Annotated in this window: 26 protein-coding genes; 8 read left to right on the top strand and 18 right to left on the bottom strand. The window is 49.0% G+C overall.

Annotated elements, in window-relative coordinates:
* Nucleotides 1-15: 15 nt before the first annotated feature.
* On the bottom strand, nt 16-468 hold the full coding sequence (locus G358_RS0111915; protein ID WP_019637454.1) for a carboxymuconolactone decarboxylase family protein: 453 nt from the start codon (nt 466-468) through the stop codon (nt 16-18).
* Nucleotides 469-600: 132 nt separating this feature from the next.
* Here G358_RS0111915 and G358_RS0111920 point away from each other — a divergent pair, with 132 nt between their 5' ends.
* Complete coding sequence (locus G358_RS0111920; protein WP_019637455.1) at nt 601-963, top strand: DUF423 domain-containing protein; 363 nt, start codon at nt 601-603, stop codon at nt 961-963.
* 37 nt (nt 964-1000) lie between these two features.
* Here the strand turns inward: G358_RS0111920 and G358_RS0111925 are convergent, their stop codons facing one another.
* The 6 genes from G358_RS0111925 to rlmN all read right to left on the bottom strand — a co-directional run bounded on the left by G358_RS0111925 (nt 1001) and on the right by rlmN (nt 6312).
* Entirely contained in the window at nt 1001-2296 is a 1296-nt protein-coding gene (locus G358_RS0111925; protein ID WP_019637456.1) for a glycosyltransferase family 2 protein, read from the bottom strand.
* A complete protein-coding gene (locus tag G358_RS33455; protein ID WP_019637457.1) occupies nt 2289-2441 on the bottom strand; it encodes a hypothetical protein in 153 nt (50 codons plus the stop codon). The genes G358_RS0111925 and G358_RS33455 overlap by 8 nt, the downstream gene beginning before the upstream one ends.
* A gap of 61 nt (nt 2442-2502) precedes the next feature.
* Nucleotides 2503-3375 carry a diguanylate cyclase domain-containing protein gene (locus G358_RS0111935; RefSeq protein ID WP_019637458.1) on the bottom strand — a complete coding sequence of 291 codons (873 nt, stop codon included), beginning with the start codon at nt 3373-3375 and terminating at the stop codon, nt 2503-2505.
* A 203-nt stretch (nt 3376-3578) separates the two neighbouring features.
* Nucleotides 3579-4685 (bottom strand): glycosyl hydrolase family 8, encoded by a 1107-nt coding sequence (locus tag G358_RS0111940; RefSeq protein WP_240480010.1) that lies wholly within the window; start codon nt 4683-4685, stop codon nt 3579-3581.
* 205 nt (nt 4686-4890) lie between these two features.
* On the bottom strand, nt 4891-5121 hold the full coding sequence (locus tag G358_RS0111945; protein WP_019637460.1) for an LSm family protein: 231 nt from the start codon (nt 5119-5121) through the stop codon (nt 4891-4893).
* A gap of 120 nt (nt 5122-5241) precedes the next feature.
* Nucleotides 5242-6312, bottom strand: coding sequence for a dual-specificity RNA methyltransferase RlmN (gene rlmN / locus G358_RS0111950; RefSeq protein ID WP_026342217.1), 1071 nt, complete (start codon nt 6310-6312; stop codon nt 5242-5244).
* 219 nt (nt 6313-6531) lie between these two features.
* Between rlmN and G358_RS0111955 the strand changes: the two genes are divergently transcribed.
* Together G358_RS0111955 and G358_RS0111960 are read left to right on the top strand one after the other, a co-directional pair.
* Nucleotides 6532-7419 carry a TIGR01777 family oxidoreductase gene (locus tag G358_RS0111955; protein WP_019637462.1) on the top strand — a complete coding sequence of 296 codons (888 nt, stop codon included), beginning with the start codon at nt 6532-6534 and terminating at the stop codon, nt 7417-7419.
* 60 nt (nt 7420-7479) lie between these two features.
* Nucleotides 7480-8454 carry a glycerophosphodiester phosphodiesterase family protein gene (locus G358_RS0111960; RefSeq protein WP_019637463.1) on the top strand — a complete coding sequence of 325 codons (975 nt, stop codon included), beginning with the start codon at nt 7480-7482 and terminating at the stop codon, nt 8452-8454.
* A gap of 288 nt (nt 8455-8742) precedes the next feature.
* Here G358_RS0111960 and G358_RS0111965 read toward each other — a convergent pair whose 3' ends face one another.
* The 4 genes from G358_RS0111965 to G358_RS0111980 form a co-directional block, all read right to left on the bottom strand.
* The gene (locus G358_RS0111965) at nt 8743-9531 is read right to left on the bottom strand and encodes an ABC transporter permease (RefSeq protein ID WP_026342218.1); all 789 of its coding nucleotides are present in this window, start codon (nt 9529-9531) and stop codon (nt 8743-8745) included.
* Nucleotides 9532-9548: 17 nt separating this feature from the next.
* Nucleotides 9549-10343: an ABC transporter permease gene (locus tag G358_RS0111970; protein ID WP_026342219.1), complete on the bottom strand. Its 795-nt coding sequence runs from the start codon at nt 10341-10343 to the stop codon at nt 9549-9551.
* A gap of 79 nt (nt 10344-10422) precedes the next feature.
* Nucleotides 10423-11499, bottom strand: a complete 1077-nt coding sequence (locus tag G358_RS0111975; protein ID WP_019637466.1) for an ABC transporter ATP-binding protein — start codon at nt 11497-11499, stop codon at nt 10423-10425.
* A 774-nt stretch (nt 11500-12273) separates the two neighbouring features.
* Nucleotides 12274-12777: a GyrI-like domain-containing protein gene (locus tag G358_RS0111980; RefSeq protein WP_019637467.1), complete on the bottom strand. Its 504-nt coding sequence runs from the start codon at nt 12775-12777 to the stop codon at nt 12274-12276.
* A gap of 220 nt (nt 12778-12997) precedes the next feature.
* On the opposite strand from G358_RS0111980, the gene G358_RS0111985 reads away from it, so the two are divergent.
* Complete coding sequence (locus G358_RS0111985) at nt 12998-13849, top strand: AraC family transcriptional regulator (RefSeq protein ID WP_019637468.1); 852 nt, start codon at nt 12998-13000, stop codon at nt 13847-13849.
* Nucleotides 13850-13913: 64 nt separating this feature from the next.
* Here G358_RS0111985 and G358_RS30035 read toward each other — a convergent pair whose 3' ends face one another.
* Both G358_RS30035 and G358_RS0111995 read right to left on the bottom strand, forming a co-directional pair.
* Nucleotides 13914-14141, bottom strand: coding sequence for a hypothetical protein (locus G358_RS30035; RefSeq protein ID WP_157274344.1), 228 nt, complete (start codon nt 14139-14141; stop codon nt 13914-13916).
* A gap of 71 nt (nt 14142-14212) precedes the next feature.
* Complete coding sequence (locus tag G358_RS0111995) at nt 14213-14974, bottom strand: AAC(3) family N-acetyltransferase (RefSeq protein ID WP_019637470.1); 762 nt, start codon at nt 14972-14974, stop codon at nt 14213-14215.
* A gap of 307 nt (nt 14975-15281) precedes the next feature.
* Between G358_RS0111995 and G358_RS34280 the strand changes: the two genes are divergently transcribed.
* Nucleotides 15282-17108 carry an S-layer homology domain-containing protein gene (locus G358_RS34280; RefSeq protein ID WP_019637471.1) on the top strand — a complete coding sequence of 609 codons (1827 nt, stop codon included), beginning with the start codon at nt 15282-15284 and terminating at the stop codon, nt 17106-17108.
* Nucleotides 17109-17180: 72 nt separating this feature from the next.
* On the opposite strand, the gene G358_RS0112005 is transcribed toward G358_RS34280, so the two are convergent.
* Together G358_RS0112005 and G358_RS0112010 are read right to left on the bottom strand one after the other, a co-directional pair.
* Nucleotides 17181-18062: an alpha/beta fold hydrolase gene (locus G358_RS0112005; protein WP_019637472.1), complete on the bottom strand. Its 882-nt coding sequence runs from the start codon at nt 18060-18062 to the stop codon at nt 17181-17183.
* 345 nt (nt 18063-18407) lie between these two features.
* Nucleotides 18408-18758, bottom strand: a complete 351-nt coding sequence (locus tag G358_RS0112010; protein WP_019637473.1) for an ASCH domain-containing protein — start codon at nt 18756-18758, stop codon at nt 18408-18410.
* A 228-nt stretch (nt 18759-18986) separates the two neighbouring features.
* Between G358_RS0112010 and G358_RS33960 the strand changes: the two genes are divergently transcribed.
* The 3 genes from G358_RS33960 (at nt 18987) to G358_RS30045 (ending at nt 21122) form a co-directional block, all read left to right on the top strand.
* Nucleotides 18987-19682, top strand: a complete 696-nt coding sequence (locus tag G358_RS33960; protein WP_019637474.1) for a 4'-phosphopantetheinyl transferase family protein — start codon at nt 18987-18989, stop codon at nt 19680-19682.
* 258 nt (nt 19683-19940) lie between these two features.
* A complete protein-coding gene (locus G358_RS0112020; protein ID WP_019637475.1) occupies nt 19941-20615 on the top strand; it encodes an N-acyl homoserine lactonase family protein in 675 nt (224 codons plus the stop codon).
* Between the two features lie 18 nt (nt 20616-20633).
* A complete protein-coding gene (locus tag G358_RS30045) occupies nt 20634-21122 on the top strand; it encodes a MarR family winged helix-turn-helix transcriptional regulator (RefSeq protein WP_019637476.1) in 489 nt (162 codons plus the stop codon).
* A 129-nt stretch (nt 21123-21251) separates the two neighbouring features.
* Here G358_RS30045 and G358_RS0112030 read toward each other — a convergent pair whose 3' ends face one another.
* The 3 genes from G358_RS0112030 to G358_RS0112040 form a co-directional block, all read right to left on the bottom strand.
* Entirely contained in the window at nt 21252-22922 is a 1671-nt protein-coding gene (locus tag G358_RS0112030; RefSeq protein WP_019637477.1) for a M20/M25/M40 family metallo-hydrolase, read from the bottom strand.
* A 148-nt stretch (nt 22923-23070) separates the two neighbouring features.
* Complete coding sequence (locus G358_RS0112035; RefSeq protein ID WP_019637478.1) at nt 23071-24357, bottom strand: NCS2 family permease; 1287 nt, start codon at nt 24355-24357, stop codon at nt 23071-23073.
* A 168-nt stretch (nt 24358-24525) separates the two neighbouring features.
* Nucleotides 24526-25479 (bottom strand): ABC transporter permease, encoded by a 954-nt coding sequence (locus G358_RS0112040; protein ID WP_019637479.1) that lies wholly within the window; start codon nt 25477-25479, stop codon nt 24526-24528.
* Nucleotides 25480-25481 lie beyond the last annotated feature (2 nt).

Below are 25481 nucleotides of genomic sequence, written 5' to 3' on the forward strand. Positions count from 1 at the left end.
TTTTATATTACCATTTTATGACTCGAAACAACCGGGGTAAAGTCCTGATGAAATAGCCAGGCGATTCCAGCTGTTAATCGTATTTATGGCTATCAATAAATCTACGTATTCGCTCTCGGTAAAATGCTGCCTCACCTTCTCATAGACCGGCTGCGGCACTCCTTCCACCGAAATATTCGTCACGCATTCCGTCAGCTCCAAAGCGGCCCGTTCCTGATCCGTGAACAGGTGGGGAACCTCCCGCCATACGCTGAGCAGCAAAATCCGGTCGGCGTGATCCCCCATCGCCATCAAATCTTTAGCATGCATATCCAGACAATAGGCGCATCCATTGATTTGAGACGCACGAAGCTTGATCAGTTCATTCGTGACGGGATCCACGCTGGACCCCCTCGTGTACTTCTCCAATGCGGACATCGCTTGATACGCTGCCGGGTTGGCTTTCTGAACATTTAACCTTAGACTCATTCGTCCATCTCTCCCTCATCATGTGATATAAGGTAGACAAATGAGCCTCCGATTTTGTGACACCCTCTCCCCTTCCTTGAATTGACTCCTTCCTGAGGAGCCGCTACTATTTGGAATGGAGGTGTTGTATCGATGACGACATTATTGCTGCTCGGAGCGGGCATGATGTTCCTGGCCGTTGCTTTAGGGGCGTTCGGAGCCCATGCACTGAAGAGGAAGCTGTCCGAGGAAATGATGAAAATTTATCAAACCGGAATCCAGTACCATATCGCTCATGCCCTCGGCTTGCTGTTACTAGGATTAATATCTGCGCAGGTTGAGGCAGTCTCTCTTGTTATTTGGGCCGGCTGGCTTTTAACGGCTGGAATTTTTCTGTTCTCGGGCAGCTTATACGCGCTTAGCTTAACCGGCGTCCGCAAGCTTGGAGCGATTACGCCGCTGGGCGGTGTCGCTTTCTTGGCAGGGTGGGTGCTGTTGATCGTGGCGGTCATTTAAGGAGCGCCCTTGCGCCAGGCTTCCGGTACAAGACCGGCTAATCAAACCGCTGCGTCTTGTACCATTTGTTTTCCCGATGTGTAATTTTGTCCATGAACAAATTGTAGGATGCCCGGACTGAAATGACGAGGAATAGCTGCGCATACGTAAAATACGTCAGACAGGACAAGATGAAATTGCGGATATTGCTCTGCCCAATATCGCTGGCTAGGGCTAAATTAATTTGCAGCACATACAAGTAATACATCAGTCCCCAGGCAATGATCAGAAATATATAGACATCGCCATCAAACTGAAAAGGGGACGATATTTCCGGCTTGAATAAAGCAATGATCCAATAAACAATGTTAGCGACAATGATCAGGTCCGAGATGACAATCGTAACGAGAAACCAGAAATAGCTCGCGGCAAAATTAAGCACATGAAGCTTGATACGCCAGCTGGATGGTTTGAACAAATGGTGGATGTTGTCCAGCACGACCTGATAATTACCCTTCGCCCAGCGTTCGCGCTGCTTCATATATACGCTCAGCTCCTCGGGTTCCTGCTGATAGGCCTCCGCCTGCGAGGCCAGGGCAATCAACTGCCCCCGCGTTAGGATTTCAAATGAAACAGCCGTATCCTCGGTGAGTGCCTTTTCGTCCCATCCGCCAATATCTTTGATAAGCGAGGTTTTAATAATAAAATTCGTCCCCGGGATCGTCCCTATTTTAAACAGCTCCCACATCCCGGTATGAAGAACGCGCTGCATCGTCACCAGTTCCAGGTTAATACACCGGGAGAGGAAGTTTTGTCCGCGATTGCGGGCTTTGTTACGGCCGAATACCGCGCCATACCGCTCAGGCTCCTCCATCGCTTTTTGCACCAAAAACAGCAAAGCGTTCTGCTCCGGGGCGGCATCCGCATCAAAAATGCAAATCCATTCCCCCCTAGCGAGCTTCATTGCATCGTTCAAAGCGCCGGATTTTCCGCCGGTCCCGGTGCGCTCCATAATGAAGAAATCCCGGTGCTCATATTGAGGCTGAGCCTTAAGCGCCTGCAATCTCGCGGCCGTACCGTCCGTACAATTATCCGCTACGACGATGAACTGGATTTTCTCCGCGGGATAGTTCAAATGCAGTACATGCCTTGCCGTAGCTACGATGACTACCTCTTCGTTGTGCGCCGGAACGATGACCGTCACGGTAGGAAAATCGGCCATATTATCCGGCAGCACCAGCGGCGTTCTGCTCTGTCTCATGACAAAGCGGATGGCGCCGATCATAATGACGATCGATTGAAGCACAGCGATCCAGATGCTAACCATACATGCAATCAACAAGAAATCAGCCACTGAACTTCCCCCGATCGTACTTTTTATTTACCCTGGCGCGGAAAACAAGGGTGGCAATCGTCAAAATGACAACCATAATTGCAAAAATAATACTGACTCCTATAGATAGCGGAATGAACCAGTTAATATATGTCTTCGCAAGCACGGACCTCCCCACCTCCCTCCCGCAATATCAATGCTTGTAATAGGCGTGATAGAATACGATATTAAATATACTCTCCGATCAGATCCGTCTCCGTATGTCTTTCCAGCGCAGCAATTACCGCTTCTATATCCGCATACTTGCTGAATTGCTCCTTTTGGAACACGACTGCCCCGGCGCGGATGACCAGTTTGAGCGGCTGCCCCTTTTTATCGAGAAAGTGAATATCCATCAAGGCCTGCTTAATCCTGTCCGTCAGCGCCTGCAAAAACTCATGATTTGCCATCGGACACAAAATAATGAACCGCCCTTTATCGATAAAAAACTTATAGTCCTCGTAGCGTATCTGCTGCTGAATCGTACGCGACAGCTCCAGCAGCAGCTGAGCATACCGCTCTGATCCCAGTGATTCCTGCACGAGCGGCAGGAAATCGATTTTGAACATGGCCATACAAAAGCCGTAAGTGTCTGAATACCGTTTAGCCAAATTGGACTGTTTGATTACGATCTCAGCCAGCGCCTCCTTGTTGCTGAGCGTCGTATCGAGGTCGATCTGCGGGTCCCGCTGCTGGAGCTCTTGCAATCGGTCCATCATAATCTTGCTGCGAATGAGCGTTGATTTGATAACAGCGGCGAAGACAACATTGGCTGGAATCAGTAAAATCCAGGCAAAAGCCAACACATTCATTTGCGCATATGTAGCCAGCCATACAAAATAACTGACAAGAAAAACAAACACACCGACAACAGTAAACCCTAACGGAATCAGCAGCCCTATAACAAGGGCGGCCAATGCTGCGGCGCTGAGAATAAATTCCGTCCCTGTATAGCTCTGTTCCATGTAGACGTTAAGGTAGATGAAAAACTGCTGAACAATGGCGAGAAATATAAGGATGTAATAACCCCATGCCATTCGATGCGTTGGTATTCTGCTCATAATCAACCTTCCTTGTTAAACGTTATCGGTCCATAGGGTCAAACACAGCCATGGATATATAAAAAACAGGCATTCCCCATATAACAGCTCATATGAGGAAATACCATGGGTTAATTTTTACTATTGAAGAAACAAATCTATTCACCCCAAGTAATATCATTGTAAAATGGAATACTATACAAATTCTAAACAAGGTTCCTAAATCAGGAATTTTTCAGCGCTGTTTCGGCGAGTAAAGGGAAAACATTGTCGAAAAAGTGGGTATTCTTATTAAAGACATACCCGCCGGAATAGGAATTATCCCTATTTCTAAGAGAAATCATATGCTTGTGCAGCTGTTTCGCAAATTCCTTATCCCCGCATTCCAAGGCAAGCAGTATCGCAAGCCCATACACGGAGGGAGATTCATAAGCGACTTCTGCTTTACGGGTCGCCCGGGTATACCGCCCCTTTAGCTTTTTGTGCTGCTGGAACTCCCTTTTTAGAAACGAAATGAGCGGCGCGGGCTCCCTCCCCATCTCGGCAAGGTGGATGCCTACGATCAGCTGATCGATCAGGTTAACGCTATCGTCAAACGAATATTTCAAACGCTTTACATCAAATGTTTTTGGATAAAAAATGCCATCGCTCGGCATTTTCGCGAGCATCTGCTGATATTGCTCATAGGTTCCCGAATCAATAAGCTGATGATCCTTCATTAAACCGAGCGCGGCTGTATCTACATAAACCAGACTCAGCGTGGACGGAGCCTCCGCTCTGGCAAAATCATAAAAATCTACGAAATAGCCGTTGTTCTGGACATGCATCTGTAAGACATCTGATATTTCCCGCGCTGTAATCAAGTACTTGTCCTGCTTCCACAGCTTGGAGGCCTCCAGCAAGCTGCCGATGATCCGGAAATCGTCGCCAAGCGCATTGGTGTTTACTTTAATTTGGCCATTCGGGTCCAGCTTCCAGGCAACATATTTCTGCTCCGTTAAGAAGTGATCGAGCAATATTTGATAGCTGACGTCAAACAAAGCCTGATCCTGCCTCATGATCGCATATTGCATCCACAGCCCCAGCGACTCGGACAACGCCTCACGACCGGCCACAAGGTCCGGATTGGAAGAGGTTCCAGACTGCAAATAAGTAGCCAAGGTTCCGTTCGGATTCGTCATATGCTTCCTTACAAACTGCTCGGTAGGTGAGCTTTCGTTATTCAAAGCCGCCTCCTTGGAATATACGCTGATTGCCGTAGTAAGCCCCATACTGACGATTGTCAGGATAATCAGCAAATTTTTGAAGCTATAGAGCCGTATTGGCATCATCTTCACCTGTCCTATTTCTATAAATTTTTTACCTGATGTAATGCAAAATTCCTTGAGTTTTATTTCTAAATTGTGGATATGCCGCCTCCATTCTATCCTATATTTACTAAACATGCTCTATGTATTTCAGACTAGATTAGTCCGTCTGAAGGATAAAAAAGGAAAAAACTCCCCTTCCTTAGGGGAGCAGAATCAGTTATTCCTTTTAAATTAAGGCAATTGCCAACAAAGTAAACAAGCTTAATGTTAAAATTTGATTTCCATAAAAGCCTGGATAAAAGGCCGAGGTGGTGACGACGCCTCTAGCATCGGGACGCAAATAGACATTATTGTAGTCTACGCCCACCACTGTTCCGGAATAACGCCGTCCGTCCCGGGTCAGTATGCGGACTCTTCTATCTTTACATCGCAAGCAATTATAATAAATCTCACTCAAGATCCTCATCCTCCTTCTTTGATGTTACATATTAGTCTATGAGGAGAATGAGGGACGGTAACGGCACAGGTCTATAGATAAGGAGACCATTTACTTATAGCACTTACTTATAACCACTTTTTATGATATTTTTCTATCCTTCTTAATTTGCTTGCTTCGCAGCTGGCCACAGGCTGCATCTATATCCGTACCGTGCTCCAGGCGAACGCTGCAGTTGATTTTCTGCTTCTTCATCACATCGTAGAAGGCCAGGATCGACTCCTTGCGGCTTCTCTGGTACTGGCCGTGTTCATCGACCGGGTTATAGGGAATGAGATTGACCGTAACCCCGCTTCGGCGGTCGCCGATCAGCTCAGCAAGCTCCTGCGCATGTTCTGTGCCGTCGTTTACGTCTCTAAGCAAAATGTATTCCAAAGTAACCTTGCGGTTCGATTTCGCCAAATAGTAGTCTGTAGCCTCCATCAACTGCTCGATCGGGATAGCCCGGTTGATCTTCATGATGCGCGTCCGCAGTTCATTGTTGGGGGCATGCAGTGAAATCGCCAGGTTAACCTGCAGGTCGGAGTCGGCAAATTCAATAATTTTGTCCGCAAGGCCGCTTGTCGATACGGTAATGCGCCGCGGCCCGATAGCCAGACCTTTATGGTCCTTCACCGTGCGAATAAAGTTGGATACGTTTGTAAAGTTATCAAACGGCTCGCCGATGCCCATAACGACGATATGGCTCACCTGCTCTTCCTGTCCGGCTTGATCCAAATGGAACTGTACCTTCATAATTTGTTCCACGATTTCGGCGCTTGTTAAATCCCGGCTCTTCTTCAGCAAGCCGCTCGCGCAGAAGCTGCAGCCGATATTGCAGCCGACTTGCGTAGTGACGCAGACGGAGAGACCGAATTTATGGCGCATTAAAACCGTCTCGATCAGATTGCCATCCGCCAGCTTAAAAAGGAACTTGACCGTCCCGTCCGCCGACTGCTGCTTCACCTGCTCCGTCAGCGTCTCCATCACGAAATGCTCTTCAAGCAGCGCAAGAACCTCCGGTTTAATGTCATTCATATCCGCGAAACTGTGTACCCGCTTGCGGTAAAGCCAATCCCATACCTGGAGTGCGCGCGATTTTCTATGCCCACGCTCCTCCAGCCAGGCAATGAGCTGATTTAGCGTAAATCCATAAATGGATGATGTGTTCATCATATTTATCCTCTTTTCAGAACTTAAAATTCTGTTTATTATTGTCCCAAATCTTTTTTGTGAATACAAGGCCATATTACTGAGAAATAGTTCCGCAAGTGTAACTTTGTAACCTTTATAACGTCTACATCATTGAATAGACGGCGCTGCAATCATCAGAAACCGCGTATAAATCAACCCGCCCATAAATTACCGGGCAGAAACGGAGTTGTTGCGTTTATGGTCAGAAAAATCGTCTTAGCCGGGGGCACCGGCTTCATTGGAACTTATCTCAGTAAGAAGTATCAACAGCAAGGGTATGAAGTCATACATATTTCAAGGCAGCCGGGCCATATTTCATGGCGGGACCACAAGGGAATCGTAGAGTCGCTGGAGCAAGCGGACATGCTGATCAATCTGGCAGGAAAGTCCGTCAACTGCCGTTATACCGTGAAGAACAAGCTGGCCATTATGGACTCGCGCACGGAGACGACCCAGCTTCTCGGCGCTGCCGTACTTGCCTGCAAACAGCCGCCTGCCCTCTGGATCAACTCCAGTACGGCCACGATTTACAGGCATGCCGAGGACCGGCCTATGACGGAAGCTGAAGGCGATATTGGGGCCGGCTTCTCCGTCGAGGTGGCCCAAGCATGGGAGCAGGCCTTTTTCTCTTTTAAATTGCCCGCCACTAGGCAAGCGGCGCTGCGGATCTCCATCGTCCTTGGAGAAGACGGGGGCGTCATGACGCCGTACAAAAATCTTGTCCGCTTCGGGCTTGGCGGTATCCAAGGTCCGGGAACCCAGCGCTTCAGCTGGATTCATCTCGAGGATATTTACGGCATTATTTCATTTCTGCAGGCCAGGGAGGATTTGAGCGGCGTATTCAACTGCGCCTCCCCGAACCCTGTTACCAACCGGGAGCTCATGGGCGGAATGCGACTAGCGATGAACCGCAAATTCGGCCTGCCTGCGCCAAAATGGCTGCTGGAGCTCGGTGCCGTCATCATCCGGACGGAAACCGAATTGGTGTTGAAAAGCCGCTGGGTAATTCCGGAACGCTTGGTGCAGGAAGGCTATGAATTTAAATTTCCCAGGCTGGATCAGACGCTGCGCAGCATTCTGCATTAAACCGGCGGAGGGGCTAAAGCGCGATCAATGTATTAATTTTATATTAAATGGGGGCTATAAATGAAATTTTTAAGAAAATGGAAACGACCTATTGTACTTCTGCTTATTTTGTCGGCTTTTATTTATTTGAACAACACCTCCCTGCTGACAAAGGAACGCAGCGGCTCACCTTTCCTGCTGGCGCACCGCGGTCTCGGTCAAACGTTCAGCATGGAGGGAATGGAAGGGGATACTTGCACGGCCACCCGGATTTTTGAGCCGGAACACCCTTACCTGGAGAACACCCTCCCCTCGATGCAGGCTGCCTTCGATGCCGGAGCGGACATGGTGGAATTGGATATCAAGCCGACGAAGGATGGCCGATTCGCTATATTCCATGACTGGACACTGGATTGCCGGACGAATGTGCAGGGTATGGTCGGCGACTATACGATGGACGAGCTGAAGGATATCGATATCGGCTATGGCTATACGGCGGACAACGGCGCGACATACCCTTTTCGCGGAAAAGGCATTGGAATGATGCCGTCGCTGGATGAGGTGCTGGAGCATTTTCCGGACGGAACCTTCCTGATTCATATTAAGAGCAATGATTCGGCGGAGGGCCGCCAGCTCGCGCAATATCTTGCCGATCTGCCGGAAGAACGTTTAGCTGGGCTAACCGTCTACGGAGGCGACGAACCTATAGCTGCCTTACAGGAGGAATTGCCCGGGCTGAGGGTAATGTCGAAGGCAACGCTCAAAAGCTGCCTTCTTGCTTATGAAGGGGTCGGCTGGAGCGGCTATATACCTGCGGCATGCAGAAACACACAGTTGCATATCCCCGTGAAATTTGCTACTTGGCTGTGGGGCTGGCCGAATAAATTTCTCAACCGGATGGATGATGCGGGCACGCGGGTGATTGTTGTCGGTGGCAGCGGTGAGTGGTCGGAAGGTTTTGATACTAAAGAGGATTTAACGCGGCTTCCCCAAGGCTATACGGGTGGAATTTGGACGAACCGAATCGACCGGATCGCACCGCTGTACGCTAAATAACATAAAACCGTTGCCGCATAATATGGCAAATGATCTCTAGCTGCACAAATATACACTAGGGACACAAATGGAAACACCAGGGACTGCGCAACATATGAAAATACCAGGGACGGCACAACATATGAAAACACCGGGGACTGCGCATCTATCACCCATTGCTGTTCTTATAAATATAAAATCACCCGCTAAAGTAAATTTAGCGGGTGATTCGTTATGCCGTGAACCTGTTGGATCCTGATCCAAGATACGATAATGGGCAGCAATTATGAAGCTTTGCAATCCAGCGTCTTAGGAACCTGCGCCTTTATAGCGTTTGACTCCCATGTTCCATGTCAGCAGGCCGATGCCCAAAAAGATTGCCCCCATCACCGGGGTGAGCAGTGCCATGCCCGTCATTTCTTCGCGCTGAAGGAATAACGCCGCTGGATATATGCCGACGAAGGCGAACGGGATAACCCAAGTCAGCAAAATTTGGATCGCCCGGTTATAAATCGTCACAGGATAGCGCCCATAGTTCTGGATATTAAACATGAGCGGAAGAATCCCGGTTGGCGCGTCTGAATAGAACGACAACGAGGTGAGCGCGGTGTAAATCCCTGTATAAATCGCGACCGCGCTAAGCGTCAAAATAATTAGCGCCGGAATGGTCCACCATTCCAACGGCAGCCCGAGCTGCCCGCCGCTCATCACCATAATGATGATGCCGACGAGGCCGCCGATCAGGGCTGGCGGGTCGATATTTTCCAGGAAAATTTGAAATAAATGATGCGCTGGACGCGTCAGTACGCGGTCCATCTCCCCTTTGACGATGTAGCGTTCGCTGAAATTCCACATGTTGACGAAGCAGCTGAACACGGCATACGGCACCATGAAGAAGCCGTAGACGAAAATGACCTCGTTTTGACTCCAGCCGCCCAGGCTATCGGTATGCATGAATACGACCAGGATAAAAATAAAGTTCGTCGCCTGGAACAGCAAATCCGAGATGACCTCAACCCAGAAATCGGCGCGGTAAGTGAGCCGGGTTTTCATGTAATTTTTGAAATATTCCATAATCAATCCTAAATAATACAACATCCTCGTCATGCCTCTCGTTAACCTCCTTGCACGAACAGGCGCTGCCGCGCCGCTCGGTATAACAGGATCATCGGGATGATTAATACCGCAAACCAGAACACCTGAATGCCCAACACGTTCCAGATGCCTACGCCCTGCACTCTGCCCGTAAAGACGGAGCCCGGCAAATAGGTGATCGCTTGGAATGGCAGCACCTCAAGCACCTTGGACAGCCAGCCAGGGAACAGGCTGATCGGCACGATAAGCCCGGAGAAGAGATCGACGAGCACTCGTTTCATCCGCATGACGCCTTCATTATTCTCAATGAAGAAGGCGGAAAGGCCGGTAATGACGTTAATCTGTGAATTGATCAGGAAGCTGAAGATCAGCATGACAAGAAAGCCAGCCCATGCCGACGGGGCGGTTGGCAGTTGCACCGGGAACAAGAGCATCGCGATGGCCATGCCGGGAATCATGAACAGCAGGAAACGGAACATGCCTTCCCCGAGCCCCTGCATCATTTTGGCAAATACATAGTTATAAGGACGTATAAATTGAATGGCAATGCTGCCGTCGCGGATATCGGACGAGATTTCCCGGTCCAGGTTGTTGAAATAAAATGCCCTGGCCATCCAGGATACTGCAACATACGTCGTCATCTGCACGGCGGTAAAGCCGCCCAAGGAATCACCATCACCGTAAATGGCTTTCCAGGTGAAGTAGTTGACCCCGATATTGAGGGTATAGATTAGAATACCGGTATAGTAATTAATTCGATAAGCAAGCATGGTCAGGAAACGGATGCGGATAAAATCCAAATACGCGTCAAGCAGCAGACGCCTCCCGCTCTGGTGCGGCTTCCGCCCTTCTGGGCGGGTCTGTCTGGATGAAGGCAGCTCGGACGAAAGACGGTTAGACATGGCTGACCTCTTTGGTGTCATCCGCCAGGGAATCAGCCGCTTTTGCCGCTTCTGCCGCTTCATCGGCCTTCTCCGCCGAACCGGATTGATATATGCTGCGTACGATTTCATCGGTATTCGTCTCAATGATTTTGATATCTGTAATGTCCGCTTGTCCCACCACCCGGCCGAGCACATCGGATACGTTGAGCTCCAGCGGAATCCAGACCTTGGCATTGAGATCGTTCTCGGCCGACCACTCCACCGCCAGTCCTGCGGTCCACTGCCGCAGCGTCTCCAGCTTCGTCGCTCTTCCGAATTGGAACAGCACCTCGCGCCCCGTTCCCCAGCGCTGCTTCAGCTCCTCCAGGCCACCGTCGTAAATGATCCGCCCGTCATCCAGCATGATGACGCGTGAGCAGAGCGCCTCGATATCCTGCAAATCATGCGTCGTCAGCAGGATCGTCGTGCCATGCTCGCGGTTCATATCCTTTAGGAAGTCGCGAATTTCCGACTTCACCACGATATCGAGCCCGATCGTCGGCTCGTCGAGGAACAGGATCGACGGATTATGCAGCAGCGCGGCGACCAGCTCGCAGCGCATGCGCTGACCCAAGCTGAGCTTGCGCACCGGACGGTTCAGCAGATCCTGGAGATCCAGGCGCTCGACGAGCTCATCCAGCCGCTTCTTGAAATCCTGCTCGGATACGCGGTACACCTTCCGCAGCAGCTGGAACGATTCGATGACGCCGATATCCCACCATAGCTGGCTGCGCTGCCCGAAAACGACGCCGATATTTTGCACGAAGCGCTCCCGCTCCTCATAGGGAACGTATCCGCCAACGTTGAGGCTGCCAGAGGTCGGCACCAATATGCCGGTCAGCATCTTGATGGTCGTCGATTTGCCCGCGCCGTTCTCCCCGATGTAGCCGCAAATTTCGCCCTGAGGAATGGCGAACGAAATGTCCTTCACGGCAACGACCTCCTGGTACTGCCGCTTGAACAAGTCTGCGAAAGCCCCTTTGAGGCCTTCGCGGTTTTTTTGTATTTTAAATGCTTTGCGCAAATCCTGCACTTCTATTGCGTTCATATTTACCTACCTCGCTAAACTAAGTCTTGATAATGTCCCGTCCCAAGCTCCTATTATAAATTACAACTTCCGAAACCTCTACAATAAATGATCAGCTGTATGTAAAAGGAATATTTCATCGTAAGGTTCTATCTGTAGGGTAAGGTAGTTTAGGTGATTTGAGGTGAGGTAGGGTAGATAGGTAGGGAGGTAGGGAGGTAGGGAGGGAGTTTGGGTAGATGAAGTTAGGTAAGGTAAGGTGAGGTGAGGTGAGGTGTGGTAGGTAAGGTAGGTGGGGGAGGTGAGCTAGGTTAGCTAACGGACAGACGATTTGCTATTTGAGGTTTTTTGCATATTTTGGGTTCGTATCGGACACAGAAGCCTCTATTTGCCACAACACGCTGTATTTAGCTTATGTTTGAGTGCAATAGCGGAACCAGGGTCCGTAAGCTCCATGCTCTACCCCATTCCCGGCGAAATAGCGGATCCTAAGTCCGTTACCAACCCCCTGGATCGAAACTCTCATGCGTATGCACTCTTTTGTCATTAAAAAATAAGAGTGGGCTGGGGATTAATCCCTTTAGCCCACTCTTGGTCAACAGTCACTCTCAGTGTTTCTATGGAAGGGCATGCTATACGTCATGCCATGTGTCATGCCATGTGTCACGCCATGTGTCACACCATGTGTCACGCCATGTGTCAAAGTTATAAATATGTTTTGAGTCATAACTCTGAGTCAAGCTATGAGCCACATAAGCCGTGCTATAGGTCATGCTATTAAGGGGGAGCAGTGGATTAACCCTCCAGAACAGGAATCATGATCGTAAACTCCGGGTGCGTGCTGTCAGGATCCTGATTGCTCGGATAGATTTCAAAATGCGTCAGTTCATCCCCTTCCTGCGGGAGCGTCCGAAGGTCTTGCTGTTGCTCAATCCAGGCGTAAATGCCGCTATATGAATCGCCGATATTCTGACCGGCCCGGTGCTCGTATTTCGCATATTTCATTGCTGGAACATGAACCATGACCATGCCTTCGGGAACTTCCTCTTGGTCGGCATCGGTCACTTCAAATACCGCATAGTGTACAAACCCCGTTCCACCCGGATAAGCGTGGTAAGATAAGCCGTAGAAATGGCCCGGATCTGCGATACCGCGAATTTCACCGCATCGATGCTGCAGTTCCCGCTGAATTACACGTATACCGCCTGCACCCGCCTCGGCAAACGTCCCTTCCCAACGCAGCCCAACCGCGCTGAAGGCCTGTTTTGTTACGATCACTGTCTCATTCACCTGCACCATTTGCCCACTCTCCCTATCATCGAATTTATTGTTGTGAGTTCACAGATACTATTTTACTACAGGATCCTTACAAAATCTGTAATCTTCATAGAATACCGAGAAAAGTTAGGGTACCATAGCTGTATGGACCTGTCCGTATGACCTGTTCAAAGCAAGCACAAAAAGACAGGAGAACCCCACCTGCGGGTGATAGGATGTTACGTAAGAGGAGGTTATACGATTGGATGCGTTGTTGCGAATGATGGATGCTTTAGAGTTAATCGAGCAAAGGCTGGAAGGACGTCTGAACATTGAGGAGGTTGCTAAGGCAGCCTGCGTATCTCCATTTCATTTTCAACGAATGTTCCTCATGTTAACCGGGATGACTGTAGCCGAATATACGCGCAAGCGCAAACTGACTTTAGCTGCCCAGGAGTTGGCGATGACATCCTCCAAAGTGATAGATGTGGCGTTAAAGTACGGCTACGATTCTCCCGAGTCCTTCACTAAAGCCTTTCGCAAAATTCATGGCGTCCCGCCTTCAGAGGCGCGCTCTCCCGGTGTCAGCCTCAAAGCGTTTCCACGCATTTCCTTCCATCTGTCAATGAAGGGAGATCAAGATATGGATTACAGAATCGTAGACAAAGAGGCTTTTAATGTCATCGGCAAATCGATTGAAGTAAAATGTAACAACAAGGAGGAGATCTCAAGATTTTGGCAGGAGTGCCACCAGAATGGTTCCATTGATAAGCTCGCTTCGCTCGGCAACGGCGGGAATTTCCTTGGAGCATGCATGAACATGCAGCCGGAAAGCGGGGATTTTACTTATATGATTGCCATGCCAACAGATCGGAGCACTGCTGCGGAAGGGTTTGATCTAACTGCCATTCCCAGCAGCACCTGGGCCATCTTCAACGCTGTCGGGCCGGTTCCTTATGCAATCCAGCACGTGTTTGAGCGAATATTTCAGGAGTGGTTCCCAGCTACCGGTTATGAGGTCGCGAATGCACCCGAGCTGGAGGTCTATTCGCCGGGCGACATTTCGGCCGAAGACTATCTTTGCGAAATTTGGATTCCAATTATAAAAAAATAATCCACAAAGCCGGCCGCGGAAAACGGCCGGCTTTATAATTGCATGTGTGATCGCCCGACTCGCATTATGCGGCATAGCATCGCGCCCGACTCGCATTATGCGGCATAGCATCGCGGCCGACCGCATCATGCGGCATAGCATCGCAGCCGACCGCATTATGCGGCATAGCATCGCGGCCGACCGCATCATGCGGCATAGCATCGCAGCCAACCGCATCATGCGGCATAGCATCGCGGCCGACCGCATCATACGGCATAGCATTGTGGTCGACCTGCATCATGAAGCACTGCACAGCAACGGACCTACCGGCATCATGCAGCGAAACACCCCGCGATGGAAACTTCCCGCGGCGCAAAAAATCGCTTACTGTGCCAATGGTTCGTTATCCGAGAATAAATCCGGGTTTTTCTGCAGCATATCCGTGAGAATATCCGTCGTTTTTACCGTATCGCAAACCAGAACCTCAGCATCGCCCAGACGTGTGCGATAAAGCGCTCCCTGTTCTTCGAGTACACCTTCGACCTTCCAGAAGTGCTCCGACCAGGACAGGCCGCAGTGGCGGCGGGAGGGCACCAGAATCTCTCTACCGTCCGGGAGCACCGTGTACAACTGCTCATGGCCATCGGTCATTCTTCCCGGAATATCGACCCATTCTTCAATTCCATGAATAAACGTGTTTCTGCGTAAGTCTACCCCTACGAGCAAAATCGTTGCTTTTCTATCCAGCAGCTTGCCCCAGGCCGACTCCCGGTGACAGGGCGTATCCCAACGCTCGTCTCCACTAGTAAACTCGGCTGCATCCTTTCCAAGAGCCGCTACGGAGTGCGTCGGGTGAAGCGAGCGGATCACGCCTGGACGTTTACGGAATAACTCAGGGAGAATACCGACACATACCTCCGAGGTCTCGACATAAAATTTCGGATTATCCTTATTGATATAAGACCAAGTATGTGTGGGCAAAACTAGCAGCCCGTCTTTCATATATTCCGAAAGGGCATCCAGAACCGTGTCTGCTCCTCCCTCTACTTCGCCAATACTTTTCATAGACGAGTGCATCAGCACGGTCCCATGCCGGTTAATGCCAGCGCCTTCAAGCTGTTCCAGCAAACTTTTTTTCGTGTGCATGACAAACCTCCAACTGTGGATAAATTGAAATGATTTATCATCATTATACCTTTCCTGGTTGTAACAACAAGTGTGGATTGGGACAGCAATCGGGGGAATTCGCACAATATGCAGAACTTATCATAGAACAGCTGAAAAGAAACCGGATAGAAGCCAAGTACAGCCTCTCTTCTAAAAATCTTTTCTAGTGTTACGAGGGGAATATACTGCTAGCAAGTGAAATGATTGCCATTTGTGAAACGATACTCTAAGATGGTTGATATAGTCACAGAATATACATAATTTTTATGTAAAAGGAGGTATAATTGTGAGCAAAAAGCTTGTGGCCAAAGTCTTAACTACAACGGCCTTGCTCAGCACGTTAGCTGCACCCGCGTCCGCAACCAGCTTCATTATGGAAGTCGACGGTTCCTACGCGAGGGATGCTATTTTAAATTTGGCCGAGAGAGGAATTATTACCGGTGATGCGAATGGTAATTTTAATCCAACCTCACAAATCCAGAGGCAGGATTTCGCGATTATTCTCGCCAAGGCGATGGGACTGGATGTAACCAGTGCGCCGGGAACCGCTACATTCAATGATGTTCCTGCGAGTCATTATTCTTTTGCAGCTGTAGAAGCCGCAGCTAAAGCCGGGCTTATTCATGGATACGGCAACTCTCAATTCGGGAATGGCGATAGTTTATCAAGACAGGATATGGCCGTTTTGTTCTGCCGGGCTCTCGGCATAGATGCCAGCGGCAAGGGGGCCAGTCTCACCTTCACCGATAGTAATTCGATTTCCGGCTATGCCAGGGATGCGGTAGCCGCAGCCGTCGAACTAGGATTAATCAAAGGTAATCCTGATGGCACCTTTAACCCGCTCCAAAGCGCTGACCGCCAATCTGCGGCCCTTGTAGCGAATAAATTCATACAGCAATTAGAAGAGCGACGGAATTCCCAGCCGTCTCCAGCCACGCCTTCAGATGAGGTAACGCCTCCTTCAACTCCAACACCACCAACAACACCAGAGACCAATACACCAGCACCATTTATCAGCAGTACCGGCAGCGGCAGCAGTAGCGGCGGCTCAGGTTCTGGAAACAGCGGAAATGAAAGTGAACGGGATACAATCGCCCCTAGCGTAAGCATCATATCCGAAACTCCTGTATACATAGGCAGCAATCTCATGGCAGCCAGCAGTGAGACCGGCTTTTTATACCTTGTTCCGGAAATATACGAACCGGTGAATCAAGCTGATCTGGAAGGTCTCGTCGCTGAGCAGATCGCCAGAAAGGAACGGATCGCTGCTGCAAACACCGAAACGCCAATCGGCACGGCCGAACTGGAGGCAGGACTTTACCGCGTATTTGCCGTGGATCCAGCCGGCAATCTTTCCAGACCTAGCTCAGTCATTGAATTGAAACATCCTTTATCCTTGACCATGGCATCGGCTTTTGTACTCAACAGCAGTCGCGTTAATTACGATCCCATACTGATTTTTACAGACAGCTCTAAAATAAGTTCACCGGATCCATACTATTTCCGCAATGCCAGCAGCCTCCTCCAAGTTCAAAGGGGAGATCACGTGCTGGAATTAGCATACAATGATCAAACTCATCATTTCGAAATACTTGAGGATAGTGAGACGGTCATCGGCTATCTCGAGATAACTTCGGAATCTGAGCTTATCGATGTCGAAGGAGCTGAAGGCGGATTGCAAGTTTCTCTTAAGGAGGGGGCCAACGAAGGCATTGCAGCTTCCTTAAAGCTGACTCTCTATGAAAATGATGCCGTAGTCGACAGTTCTCTCCTGACTGTCATCATGGATACAACAGCGCCGGCAGTCACGGACTCTGTATACAGTGCCGGGACAATTACAATAATCGCCGACGAACCGCTGGTTGGGTATGCTGACTTCCATATAGACATTAAATACCAGTCGGCTGATGAAAGCAGCAGTGAGGATTTCGTTCTCGGTGAGCATTTCACTCTAAGCCTCGAGGATGGGATTTTGCTCATTACTTTAAAGGACGAAGCAGTGGCATCCCTGCAATTGCAGCCTGGCGATAAGTTTTTAATTACCTTAGAACGGATTGGGGACTACGCTTACAATATGATCAGCGAAGAAGAGATCCCTGTAATAATCCAGTAATTGAGCAACAAAACATAGAGGGGTTGGTTTCCGGTTGTATAACCGAGAGACCAGCCCCTCTTGTCTATTACATTACGCTAACAGGAAGCTAACGATTTCTTCATTTACCCGTTCAGGCTGTTCATGGTTAATTCCATGGCCTGTATCCGGAATGACCTTATACCGATATTTCCCTTCATCCAATATGCGAAGAAAATCCCGCTGCAAATCAATCCGGTGCTCAGCCACAAGAAAATACAGCTGGCTGCCCGCGGCGATCCCCGCCTCCGGATTGTATTTCTCCACCTTATGTACAAACATCGCTTGCTGATTATGGGTTTTCATTAATAGAGCCAAATGATCACCTATTAATGGATATGTATCAAAAAGATCGGAATTGGGCGAGCTGAGTTTTTTCAATATGCGCAGCAAATTTCGTTCGGTTGGAATGCATATTTCCGGAAACATCATTAACAGCGTCCGCATCATCGTTTTTAATGGGTTGGTAACCATCCCGCCTTCCATACAAACGGCCTTATGTACTCTTGTACTATTCGAAGCTGTGTAATTGTACGCCATGTATGCCCCATTGGATACACCGGCAATATAAACGCGCTCGTATTGAAAATGATCGATAATCTGATTGATCCAGTCCACCTGAACAAAGCTGTTTTTCGTAAATTGCTCGTTAGGCGTACTCTTGCCAGGACCCCCGAGAGTATCTACGGCGATGCAATAAAAATGGCGGGACAATTGTTCAATGTTCAGCACCCACATTACCGCCGAGTTATCGCCAACCCCGTGAAACAGAAGCAGTGGCGGCCGGTCTGGGCTGCCTGCCGTGATGCAATGGGTTATGCCGTACTTGGTGGGGACGTCATGTTCCCTGAAGTCTACCGGCCACATGTCTAACAGCCGCTGATAGGATGCCATGACCTTCTGCTTGGCACGCTCATTTTTATAAACCTTTACCATTTCAAAAAACCTCCTGCTCTACTTTACTATGAAAAAAAAGAAAGCGCTCTCGCATCTGTGTACAAACATAGATGTAGGGCGCATGTAGTAAGCCGTATTGCTTTAGGGTATTATAACCTATCAACCCTAATACTACCATAACTATAGTTGGCAACTATAAACTTCGCATGCCGGACCGGATCCGGTCTGAACGTATAAATAGGCCTTGATGTCCCCGCTTCGCCTCACCATAATCGGAGAAGATTCCGGAGGAGAAGCGGAATCAGGACAAAAAATGGACCGATTGATGTAATTGCCCTAGCACAAGAATGTACATAAGGATAAACGCAATGTTTCCAAATGAACTTATTTCTGTATAGGGTTGAATTCGTGAACCCAGACCCGCATTGTTGGCACCCAACGCATACCCGGGTGAAACGAAAGGATGGACTGCTTGTACTCATCAAGGCTTGCATAGCCTTCTTGCACAGCCTGTTCTTCGGACAAATCACCGAGGGCTTGGGAATATACTTGCTCCACTACAAAATCCCGGCCCTTCAGCGTCATAATTTCACCCACATCCGCATAACGGCCGTTGCGGCGGGCAGCTGTTTTTCGCCCTGCCAATACCTTCTCCACATCGGCCGGCAAGGTGACCAGGCGTTCAATAGAACAAGTCTTAGGCGGCAAGGCATCGTGTTCCGCATGATTCAGCATAGTGTTACCCTCCTCATCAATTCTTCAACTTAACTTTATCACAATTGTAAATTTACCGTACAGCAAGCACTCCATTTTCCCTTCTGGTACAACAACGTATGCGGAAAATACGCGCAATGTTCAGGTGACATGTGTTGTGCATGTAATTTGCATTTGCTCTATGCACCAATACCCTTATAATGGAAGTTAATGTGATTTATCGATGGAATAGATTAGGTGGGAGTAAACATGACCGAGATCTACGGTGTGCAGTTAGAACCGAATATTGCCTCGCTCTCCATTTGGAGACTCATAAATGTACTCCCCATGGAGAGACAGGAACGAATTTATAGATTTATACATAAAGAAGATGCGCTTAGAACTTTAACAGCCGATATTCTCTCCAGGCTGATCATCTGCAGCAAGATGAACATGAAGAACAGGGATATACACCTGATTCAAAATGCGTACGGCAAGCCGTCGTTGAGGGAAGACTACAAGCTGCACTTTAACAACTCCCACTCGGGCAAATGGGTAGTTTGCGCCATAGACGATGCACCTGTCGGTATCGATGTAGAAGAGATAAAGGAGATGGATTTAATCATCGCCGAACGATTTTTCTCCAAGCAGGAGTGCCTTGATCTTTATAGCAGGCAGGGTGAGGCCAAATTAAGTTTCTTTTTCGATTTATGGACGTTAAAAGAGAGCTATATTAAAGCAGCGGGCATGGGGCTTTCCCTGCCGCTCGATTCCTTCACCATCCGTATCGATCACGAGCGGATTGAGCTGAGTACTTGCAACGAACTCAATCGCTGCTCATTCAAGCAATATAACATTGATCCCGCATACAAACTGTCCGTATGCGCAATGCATGACCGTTTTCCTGATCATATCCGCATGCTGAGCATGGAGGAGCTGTACGAACAATTTATGGCTTATATATGAGGATGATATTGAGAGGATTGTATTGTTTCATATAACTCATAAACTCTCTCTTGCAAATAGATGACATGTCATTTATTATAGGATCAACACATTAAATGACACATCATCTATTAGGAGGAGATTCATATAACAACCATTCACATTTGGCATACGGGCGAGGTTTATATTGATCGGGCACTTGCCTACCAAGAGAAGACCGTGCACCCCGCTCCACACACTGGAATTTTCCGTCCAAGCTCGAAGAAGAGCTGGTTTCCCGTGTCCGCTTATTTTATAAACCACCCTAAAGGAAAAATTCTTGTAGACACAGGATGGAGCGAAGCGATTCGCAGCAATCCCCGAGGACACTTGGGCTTAGTCGCCAACGCTCTATTCAAAGGGAAACTGCCGCCTGGGCAATCTGTACGGGAGCATTTAAAGACAGTAGGGCTAACGGATACCGATCTCGACTTTGTACTCTTGAGCCATCTTCATTTAGATCATGTCAGTGGAGTTGAACATGTTCGTCATGCCAAGACGATATTAACGAGCAAGCCGGAGTGGGATGCGGCCAATAAAGACCTCGGTTATATTCGTTCGATGTGGCGGGGATTGCCTATTCAAACATTCGAGCTGGAAGTGATCCCCTTCGGCCCTTATAATAAAGGTATCGATTTATTTAAGGACGGCTCATTCTATTTAGTGCATACTCCCGGCCACAGCAAAGGCCAATTTACAGTCATGGTACAGACGAGTAAAGGATGGGTGTTACTGATTAGCGATGTGGGCTATTCAAGACGTTCCTGGACGCAGTTCGTATTACCGGGCGCCATAACAAATAAGGAAGAGGCGATCCAATCCCTTCGTTGGGTACAAGAGTTCTCGTTAAGAGACGATTGCAGGCGGATTATCGCTAATCATGATCCTGAGGTTACGCCGCAAATACTTACGTAATTATTTGGAGGTTTTTCTATGCCACCACTATCTCGCTTCGAGGCCGAGCGGTTCCGCTATTATATTTTGGCCGCCCAAAGATTAGGAAGCCGACAGCTCAATGAGTATATGAAAAAAATCAATTTAACCGCTTCTCAATCCGAGGTTATCCAAGTACTGAAGCAATGGGGGCCTGTAAATCTGAAAGATCTCGGCTCATTGCTTGTCTGTGAAACGGGGAGCCCTTCCAGGTTAATTGATAGAATGGTGGAAGATGGACTGGTACATAAAATTAGCGATCCCAAAGACGCCAGATACGTGTTATTACAACTAACTGACCTCGGCAGGGAAAAGTACGAGAAAATAGTACATTTTGAAAACACGCTGCACGAGGATCTAGGTAAATTGTTCTCTGATGAGGAGTTATCCGCCGTAAGCGTCACACTTGAGAAATTGTTGTCCCATTTTCCCATCGCCGCAACTCTGCAAAATCGCAAGCTAATGAAGTCCCCTGAAGAGAAAAGCTAAAGTAAAACGCGAGGGAGTATCCCCTATAACACGAGAATACTCCCTAGAAGTTAGGATATTGTTCTTTCAATTAGATGGTTGCCTATATGCCTGTGTACTTGACTGTAGGCTTGCCACCGAGCCCGTGCCCTAGGCCCATCTGCGATTCTTCACCGCTCTACAGCATACGGGAAAAATCAATGAGAGCGCCAGCGCAGCCACAGTGAATAATATGCCTGCCACGTCCAGTGTCATCATCATATATACGAGGTACAGAATTGGTGTAAACAGAATAAGACCCGGGATAGCAAATAGAGCGGACACCCATGTCCAGGCCCCCTGCTCCATTCGAAAGGAGAGGTTTAAGCCAACTAAGCTGAATAGCAGCGGCCAGATAAATAAATAGCCTCCGCCCGGTAAATACAACGTTGTCAGTACGCATAACAAGAACCACAATAGCAGTGTGCCCGCCCAAAGATTCTCTGCGCGAATATATCGTGAAATCCAGCGGACCAACAGCAGATTCATCACAACAGTAAACACCAGTAGGCCGATAAAATAGTAAATGCTGATGCCAGGATCGGTAACCGTCGCTTCATATTGATCCGCCGGCATGTTAGAACGCAACAGGCTCCACGCCAAAGTAATCACTCCACCTGCGGCTGCCAAGCTGAGTAGAGTAATCATAAAGCCTCCAACAAGCCCTTTAAAATTAATCCTCCTATGGTACATCCCATACCAGAGTGTTACCGTAAATAATATTCCCGCAAATATCATGAGCCCAATTCCCCAGGATTCGGGATAGCTTACCATCTTCCAGCCAAACACGTTAAAATACACCCGATTCTCCTGTTGCATTTCCGGCTGATTCAAATCAAGATCGCCAAAATGCCGCGTCAAGCTCAGCATATACTCTCCATGGTGCTGCAAGCTGGCCAGGTCTAAATTTTCCGGGGTATCGAGCATTGTGTGGTAAGAATTCAACCCCATGCCAAAGGCAAAATTCAGCCCGGCTAATCCCCCGGCCCGGAACATCGTTAGATCGGTATCGTTAGGCATCAGTTTATATACGTTATATACGAGCGAATATGCGATCGGCTGAGGAGCAGCTTTGATGAACTCCTTAACGATCCAACCATTCTGGTCGCTGGTCTCGAACATAAATGACGGACCCTTGTTCCCCCGGGCCTCAAAATTGAATACCAATCCAACCTCTTTAGCCCACGGATGCTCATTCATGAACTCCCGTGCGCCTAGCATACCCAATTCTTCTCCGTCGGTCATGAGCACAATCAGATCATTTCTCAGCGGCCCAGATCCTTGTAAGGCTCGGACTGTCTCCAGCATTGCTGCAATCGCTGCCCCATCATCTGCGGCACCCGGCGCAGTAGGAACAGAATCATAGTGCGCGGCAATCATCAATGCCTTACTGTTATCCGTGCCCGGAATCCGTACCATGATATTCTCCAGCGTCCAGGATTGATCATGCCGGTCCAAGGCCACGATCTCCTGAATTTCGGGATGAAGCCCAAGCCCCTTCAGCTCCGCCATAAGATAATCCCTGACCTCGGCATGAGCAGGTGATCCTACGGGATGAGGCTCTTTTGCAATTACTTTTACCTTCTCCATCGCACGTGCAGCGGAGAATTCCGTGAGAGGCGCATCCGGCCCAACCGCCTGCGGCGCTTGGATCTGCAGTATGCCGACCAGGATGGCGCCGATGAGTAGTAATGGTATTCCTATTCCTTTGATCCACTTAGCAAGCTTTGAGCCTGTTTGATACCCCGTCCTGATGGATGGGGATGAATAATATGAAGCCACAATACCCCTCCTGATTTTTCAACTTGAGGAAATCTTGTATCCCTCTCATCATAATGGTGAAAAATCAACTTGCCAAGTGAGGAATTTAACTGCGACGCTCTCAGAGCCTTCCACGTTCATTAACCATTCTCGTCCCGTTTCTACGTTTCTAAATCGATCCTAAGATGAAATACAGCAGGAAGAAAAAGGCGATGACGTACATCGTCACCGATACTTCCGCCCGGCGGCCAGTCACCCACTTCACGATCGGATAGGCAATGAAGCCGAACGCAATCCCATTGGCGATGCTGAAAGATAAAGGCATAATCGCCAGCATCAAATAGGCCGGGAAAGCCTCGGTAAAGTCATCGAAAGGAATTTCCTTCATCGACATAATCATCAGGCATCCTACAATGATCAACACCGGCGCAATGGCGCTGCTCGGGATGACTTTGAACAAGGGAACAAGGAATAAGGCCGGGATGAACAGCAGACCTGCGGTGAATGAGGTAAGTCCCGTTCTTCCGCCTGAAGCGATGCCGGTCGCCCCTTCCGCCGCCGTCGTCATCGGGCTGCAGCCAAGCAATCCCGCACTGATGACTGAGATGGAATTCGCCTGAAAGGATTTTCTGAACTTCGACTTATTCGGGAGCATGCCGAGCTGGGCCCCCATATTTTGAAATATAATGACCATCGACAGCGAGAACACGGCAGTCCAAAACGGGAACGTCCCGATCCCGCTAAAATCCAAAGCGAGAAACAGCTCCCCGTATCCCCCAAAAGAGAGGTTAAAGTCACGCAGCACCGTAAAATCCACAATGCCCAGCGCCGCGCCAATCCCCGTTCCCGCGATGATTGCAATCAAGAAATTCCCCTTCACATTCCGCAAAAAGAGCGGCAGGGCAATGACCAGAGTAGCAATCGTCGTTAACGCATGCGGTTCACTTAAATTAGCGAGGCTTACGAAGGTGCCTTCGCTAGCTACGATGATCCCCCCGTTTTTCAAGCCCAAAAAGGCAATGAAAAATCCGATCCCTGCCGTCATCGCATGAATCATCGACCCGGGGATCGACCGGGATAAATAGTCAGCTCCCTTCGTTACCGTCGTGATCATAAATATGATCCCCGCCAAAAATACCGCAGCCAGTCCCTGCTGCCAGCTCAGTCCAAGCGAAAATACGAGCGTAAAGACGAAGAACGCATTATCTCCCATGCCCGGAACGAGAATTAAAGGCGAATTGGCCCACAGCGCCATCAGCATACAGCCGATAAAGGAGCAAATCACCGTCACGATCGTAGCCGCTTCATATGGCATGCCCGCCAGGCTCAGAATAGCTCCGTTGACGGCAATAATGTAGGCTACTGTCATAAATGAAGTTAAGCCGGCTACCATTTCAGTGCGTACCGTTGTTTTTTCCTCGCGAAGCTGAAACCATCTTTCCCATCTGCTATCCAATAAAAACACCTCTTTATGTGACACTGCATCGTTTATCTTCGTCTATCTTCGTTGATAACACCCATAATTTTAAAAGAGCTGGAGGTCTTAAACGACTCCAGCCCCTTTACTCCTGCTTGTTATCTTAATGGTGAATCACAACAAGCCTCAATCAAACATGCCTGTTTCCTATCGTTTCCCTACGTCATAAGGCTCCCCTAGCGCCTTCGGTGCACGGGCCTTCCCTACCGCGCCAATCAGTACAAGCATCGTCAGTACATACGGCAGCATGTAGAAAAATTCATTCGGAATGCTGGCCGCAAACTCGAAAATTTGCAGCTGATCCTTCACCGCTTGGGCCAAGCCAAAAAATAAGGAGGCCAGCATAGCGCCCACGGGATTCCATTTTCCGAAAATAACGGCCGCAAGCGCGATATAACCCTGTCCTGAAATCGTATTAAACGCAAAATTGCCGTTCGAGGTTAGCACGATGGTGGCTCCTCCCAGCGCGGCAAGCGAGCCGCTGAGGATGACAGCCATATAGCGCATCCGGTTTACCTTGACCCCTACCGTGTCCGCAGCCCCCGGATGCTCGCCGACGGCACGCAGTCTTAGCCCCCATGAAGTTTTGTAGAGCATGAAATAAATGACGATCACAAGCGCAATGGCGATGTATGTCGTCGAATACGTGTTAAAGAACGCATTGCCGAAAAACGGAATGTCACTGAGCACAGGAATGTATAATTTATGAAACACCGTCGTTAACAGCGGCGTTTCCGCCGAGCCTTGAAAGATCAGCTTGACCAGGAAGAAGGTAGAGCTGGCCGCAAGAATGTTGATGACAACCCCGCTGACGACCTGGTTAGCCTTGAACCGGATCGATGCGACCGCATGAATGCTGGAGAAAATCGCTGTAAATATAAAGGCTCCCAGCACCCCCAGCCATGGCGACAATCCGCCTAATCCAGCGTTTTCCGCATAATAAGCAATGATAGCGGAGAAGAATGCCCCCGACACCATAAAACCTTCAAGCCCGATGTTAATGACGCCCGAGCGCTCGGATATCAGCCCACCGAGAGCCGCAAAGATAAAGGCTGTAGAGAATACAAGCGTTCCATTGATAAGATTGCTGATAATCTCCATCG

The organism is Paenibacillus fonticola DSM 21315 (assembly GCF_000381905.1).
Classification (GTDB): domain Bacteria; phylum Bacillota; class Bacilli; order Paenibacillales; family Paenibacillaceae; genus Fontibacillus; species Fontibacillus fonticola.

Bases quoted from the DNA above. Each gene is read 5' to 3' on its own strand.
- G358_RS0111915 (WP_019637454.1), bottom strand. From the start codon at position 468: ATGAGTCTAAGGTTAAATGTTCAGAAAGCCAACCCGGCAGCGTATCAA.
- G358_RS0111920 (WP_019637455.1), top strand. From the start codon at position 601: ATGACGACATTATTGCTGCTCGGAGCGGGCATGATGTTCCTGGCCGTT.
- G358_RS0111935 (WP_019637458.1), bottom strand. From the start codon at position 3,375: ATGAGCAGAATACCAACGCATCGAATGGCATGGGGTTATTACATCCTT.
- G358_RS0111940 (WP_240480010.1), bottom strand. From the start codon at position 4,685: ATGATGCCAATACGGCTCTATAGCTTCAAAAATTTGCTGATTATCCTG.
- rlmN (WP_026342217.1), bottom strand. From the start codon at position 6,312: ATGAACACATCATCCATTTATGGATTTACGCTAAATCAGCTCATTGCC.
- G358_RS0111955 (WP_019637462.1), top strand. From the start codon at position 6,532: ATGGTCAGAAAAATCGTCTTAGCCGGGGGCACCGGCTTCATTGGAACT.
- G358_RS0111960 (WP_019637463.1), top strand. From the start codon at position 7,480: ATGAAATTTTTAAGAAAATGGAAACGACCTATTGTACTTCTGCTTATT.
- G358_RS0111965 (WP_026342218.1), bottom strand. From the start codon at position 9,531: ATGTTGTATTATTTAGGATTGATTATGGAATATTTCAAAAATTACATG.
- G358_RS0111975 (WP_019637466.1), bottom strand. From the start codon at position 11,499: ATGAACGCAATAGAAGTGCAGGATTTGCGCAAAGCATTTAAAATACAA.
- G358_RS0111980 (WP_019637467.1), bottom strand. From the start codon at position 12,777: ATGGTGCAGGTGAATGAGACAGTGATCGTAACAAAACAGGCCTTCAGC.
- G358_RS0111995 (WP_019637470.1), bottom strand. From the start codon at position 14,974: ATGCACACGAAAAAAAGTTTGCTGGAACAGCTTGAAGGCGCTGGCATT.
- G358_RS0112005 (WP_019637472.1), bottom strand. From the start codon at position 18,062: ATGGTAAAGGTTTATAAAAATGAGCGTGCCAAGCAGAAGGTCATGGCA.
- G358_RS0112010 (WP_019637473.1), bottom strand. From the start codon at position 18,758: ATGCTGAATCATGCGGAACACGATGCCTTGCCGCCTAAGACTTGTTCT.
- G358_RS33960 (WP_019637474.1), top strand. From the start codon at position 18,987: ATGACCGAGATCTACGGTGTGCAGTTAGAACCGAATATTGCCTCGCTC.
- G358_RS30045 (WP_019637476.1), top strand. From the start codon at position 20,634: ATGCCACCACTATCTCGCTTCGAGGCCGAGCGGTTCCGCTATTATATT.
- G358_RS0112040 (WP_019637479.1), bottom strand. From the start codon at position 25,479: ATGGAGATTATCAGCAATCTTATCAATGGAACGCTTGTATTCTCTACA.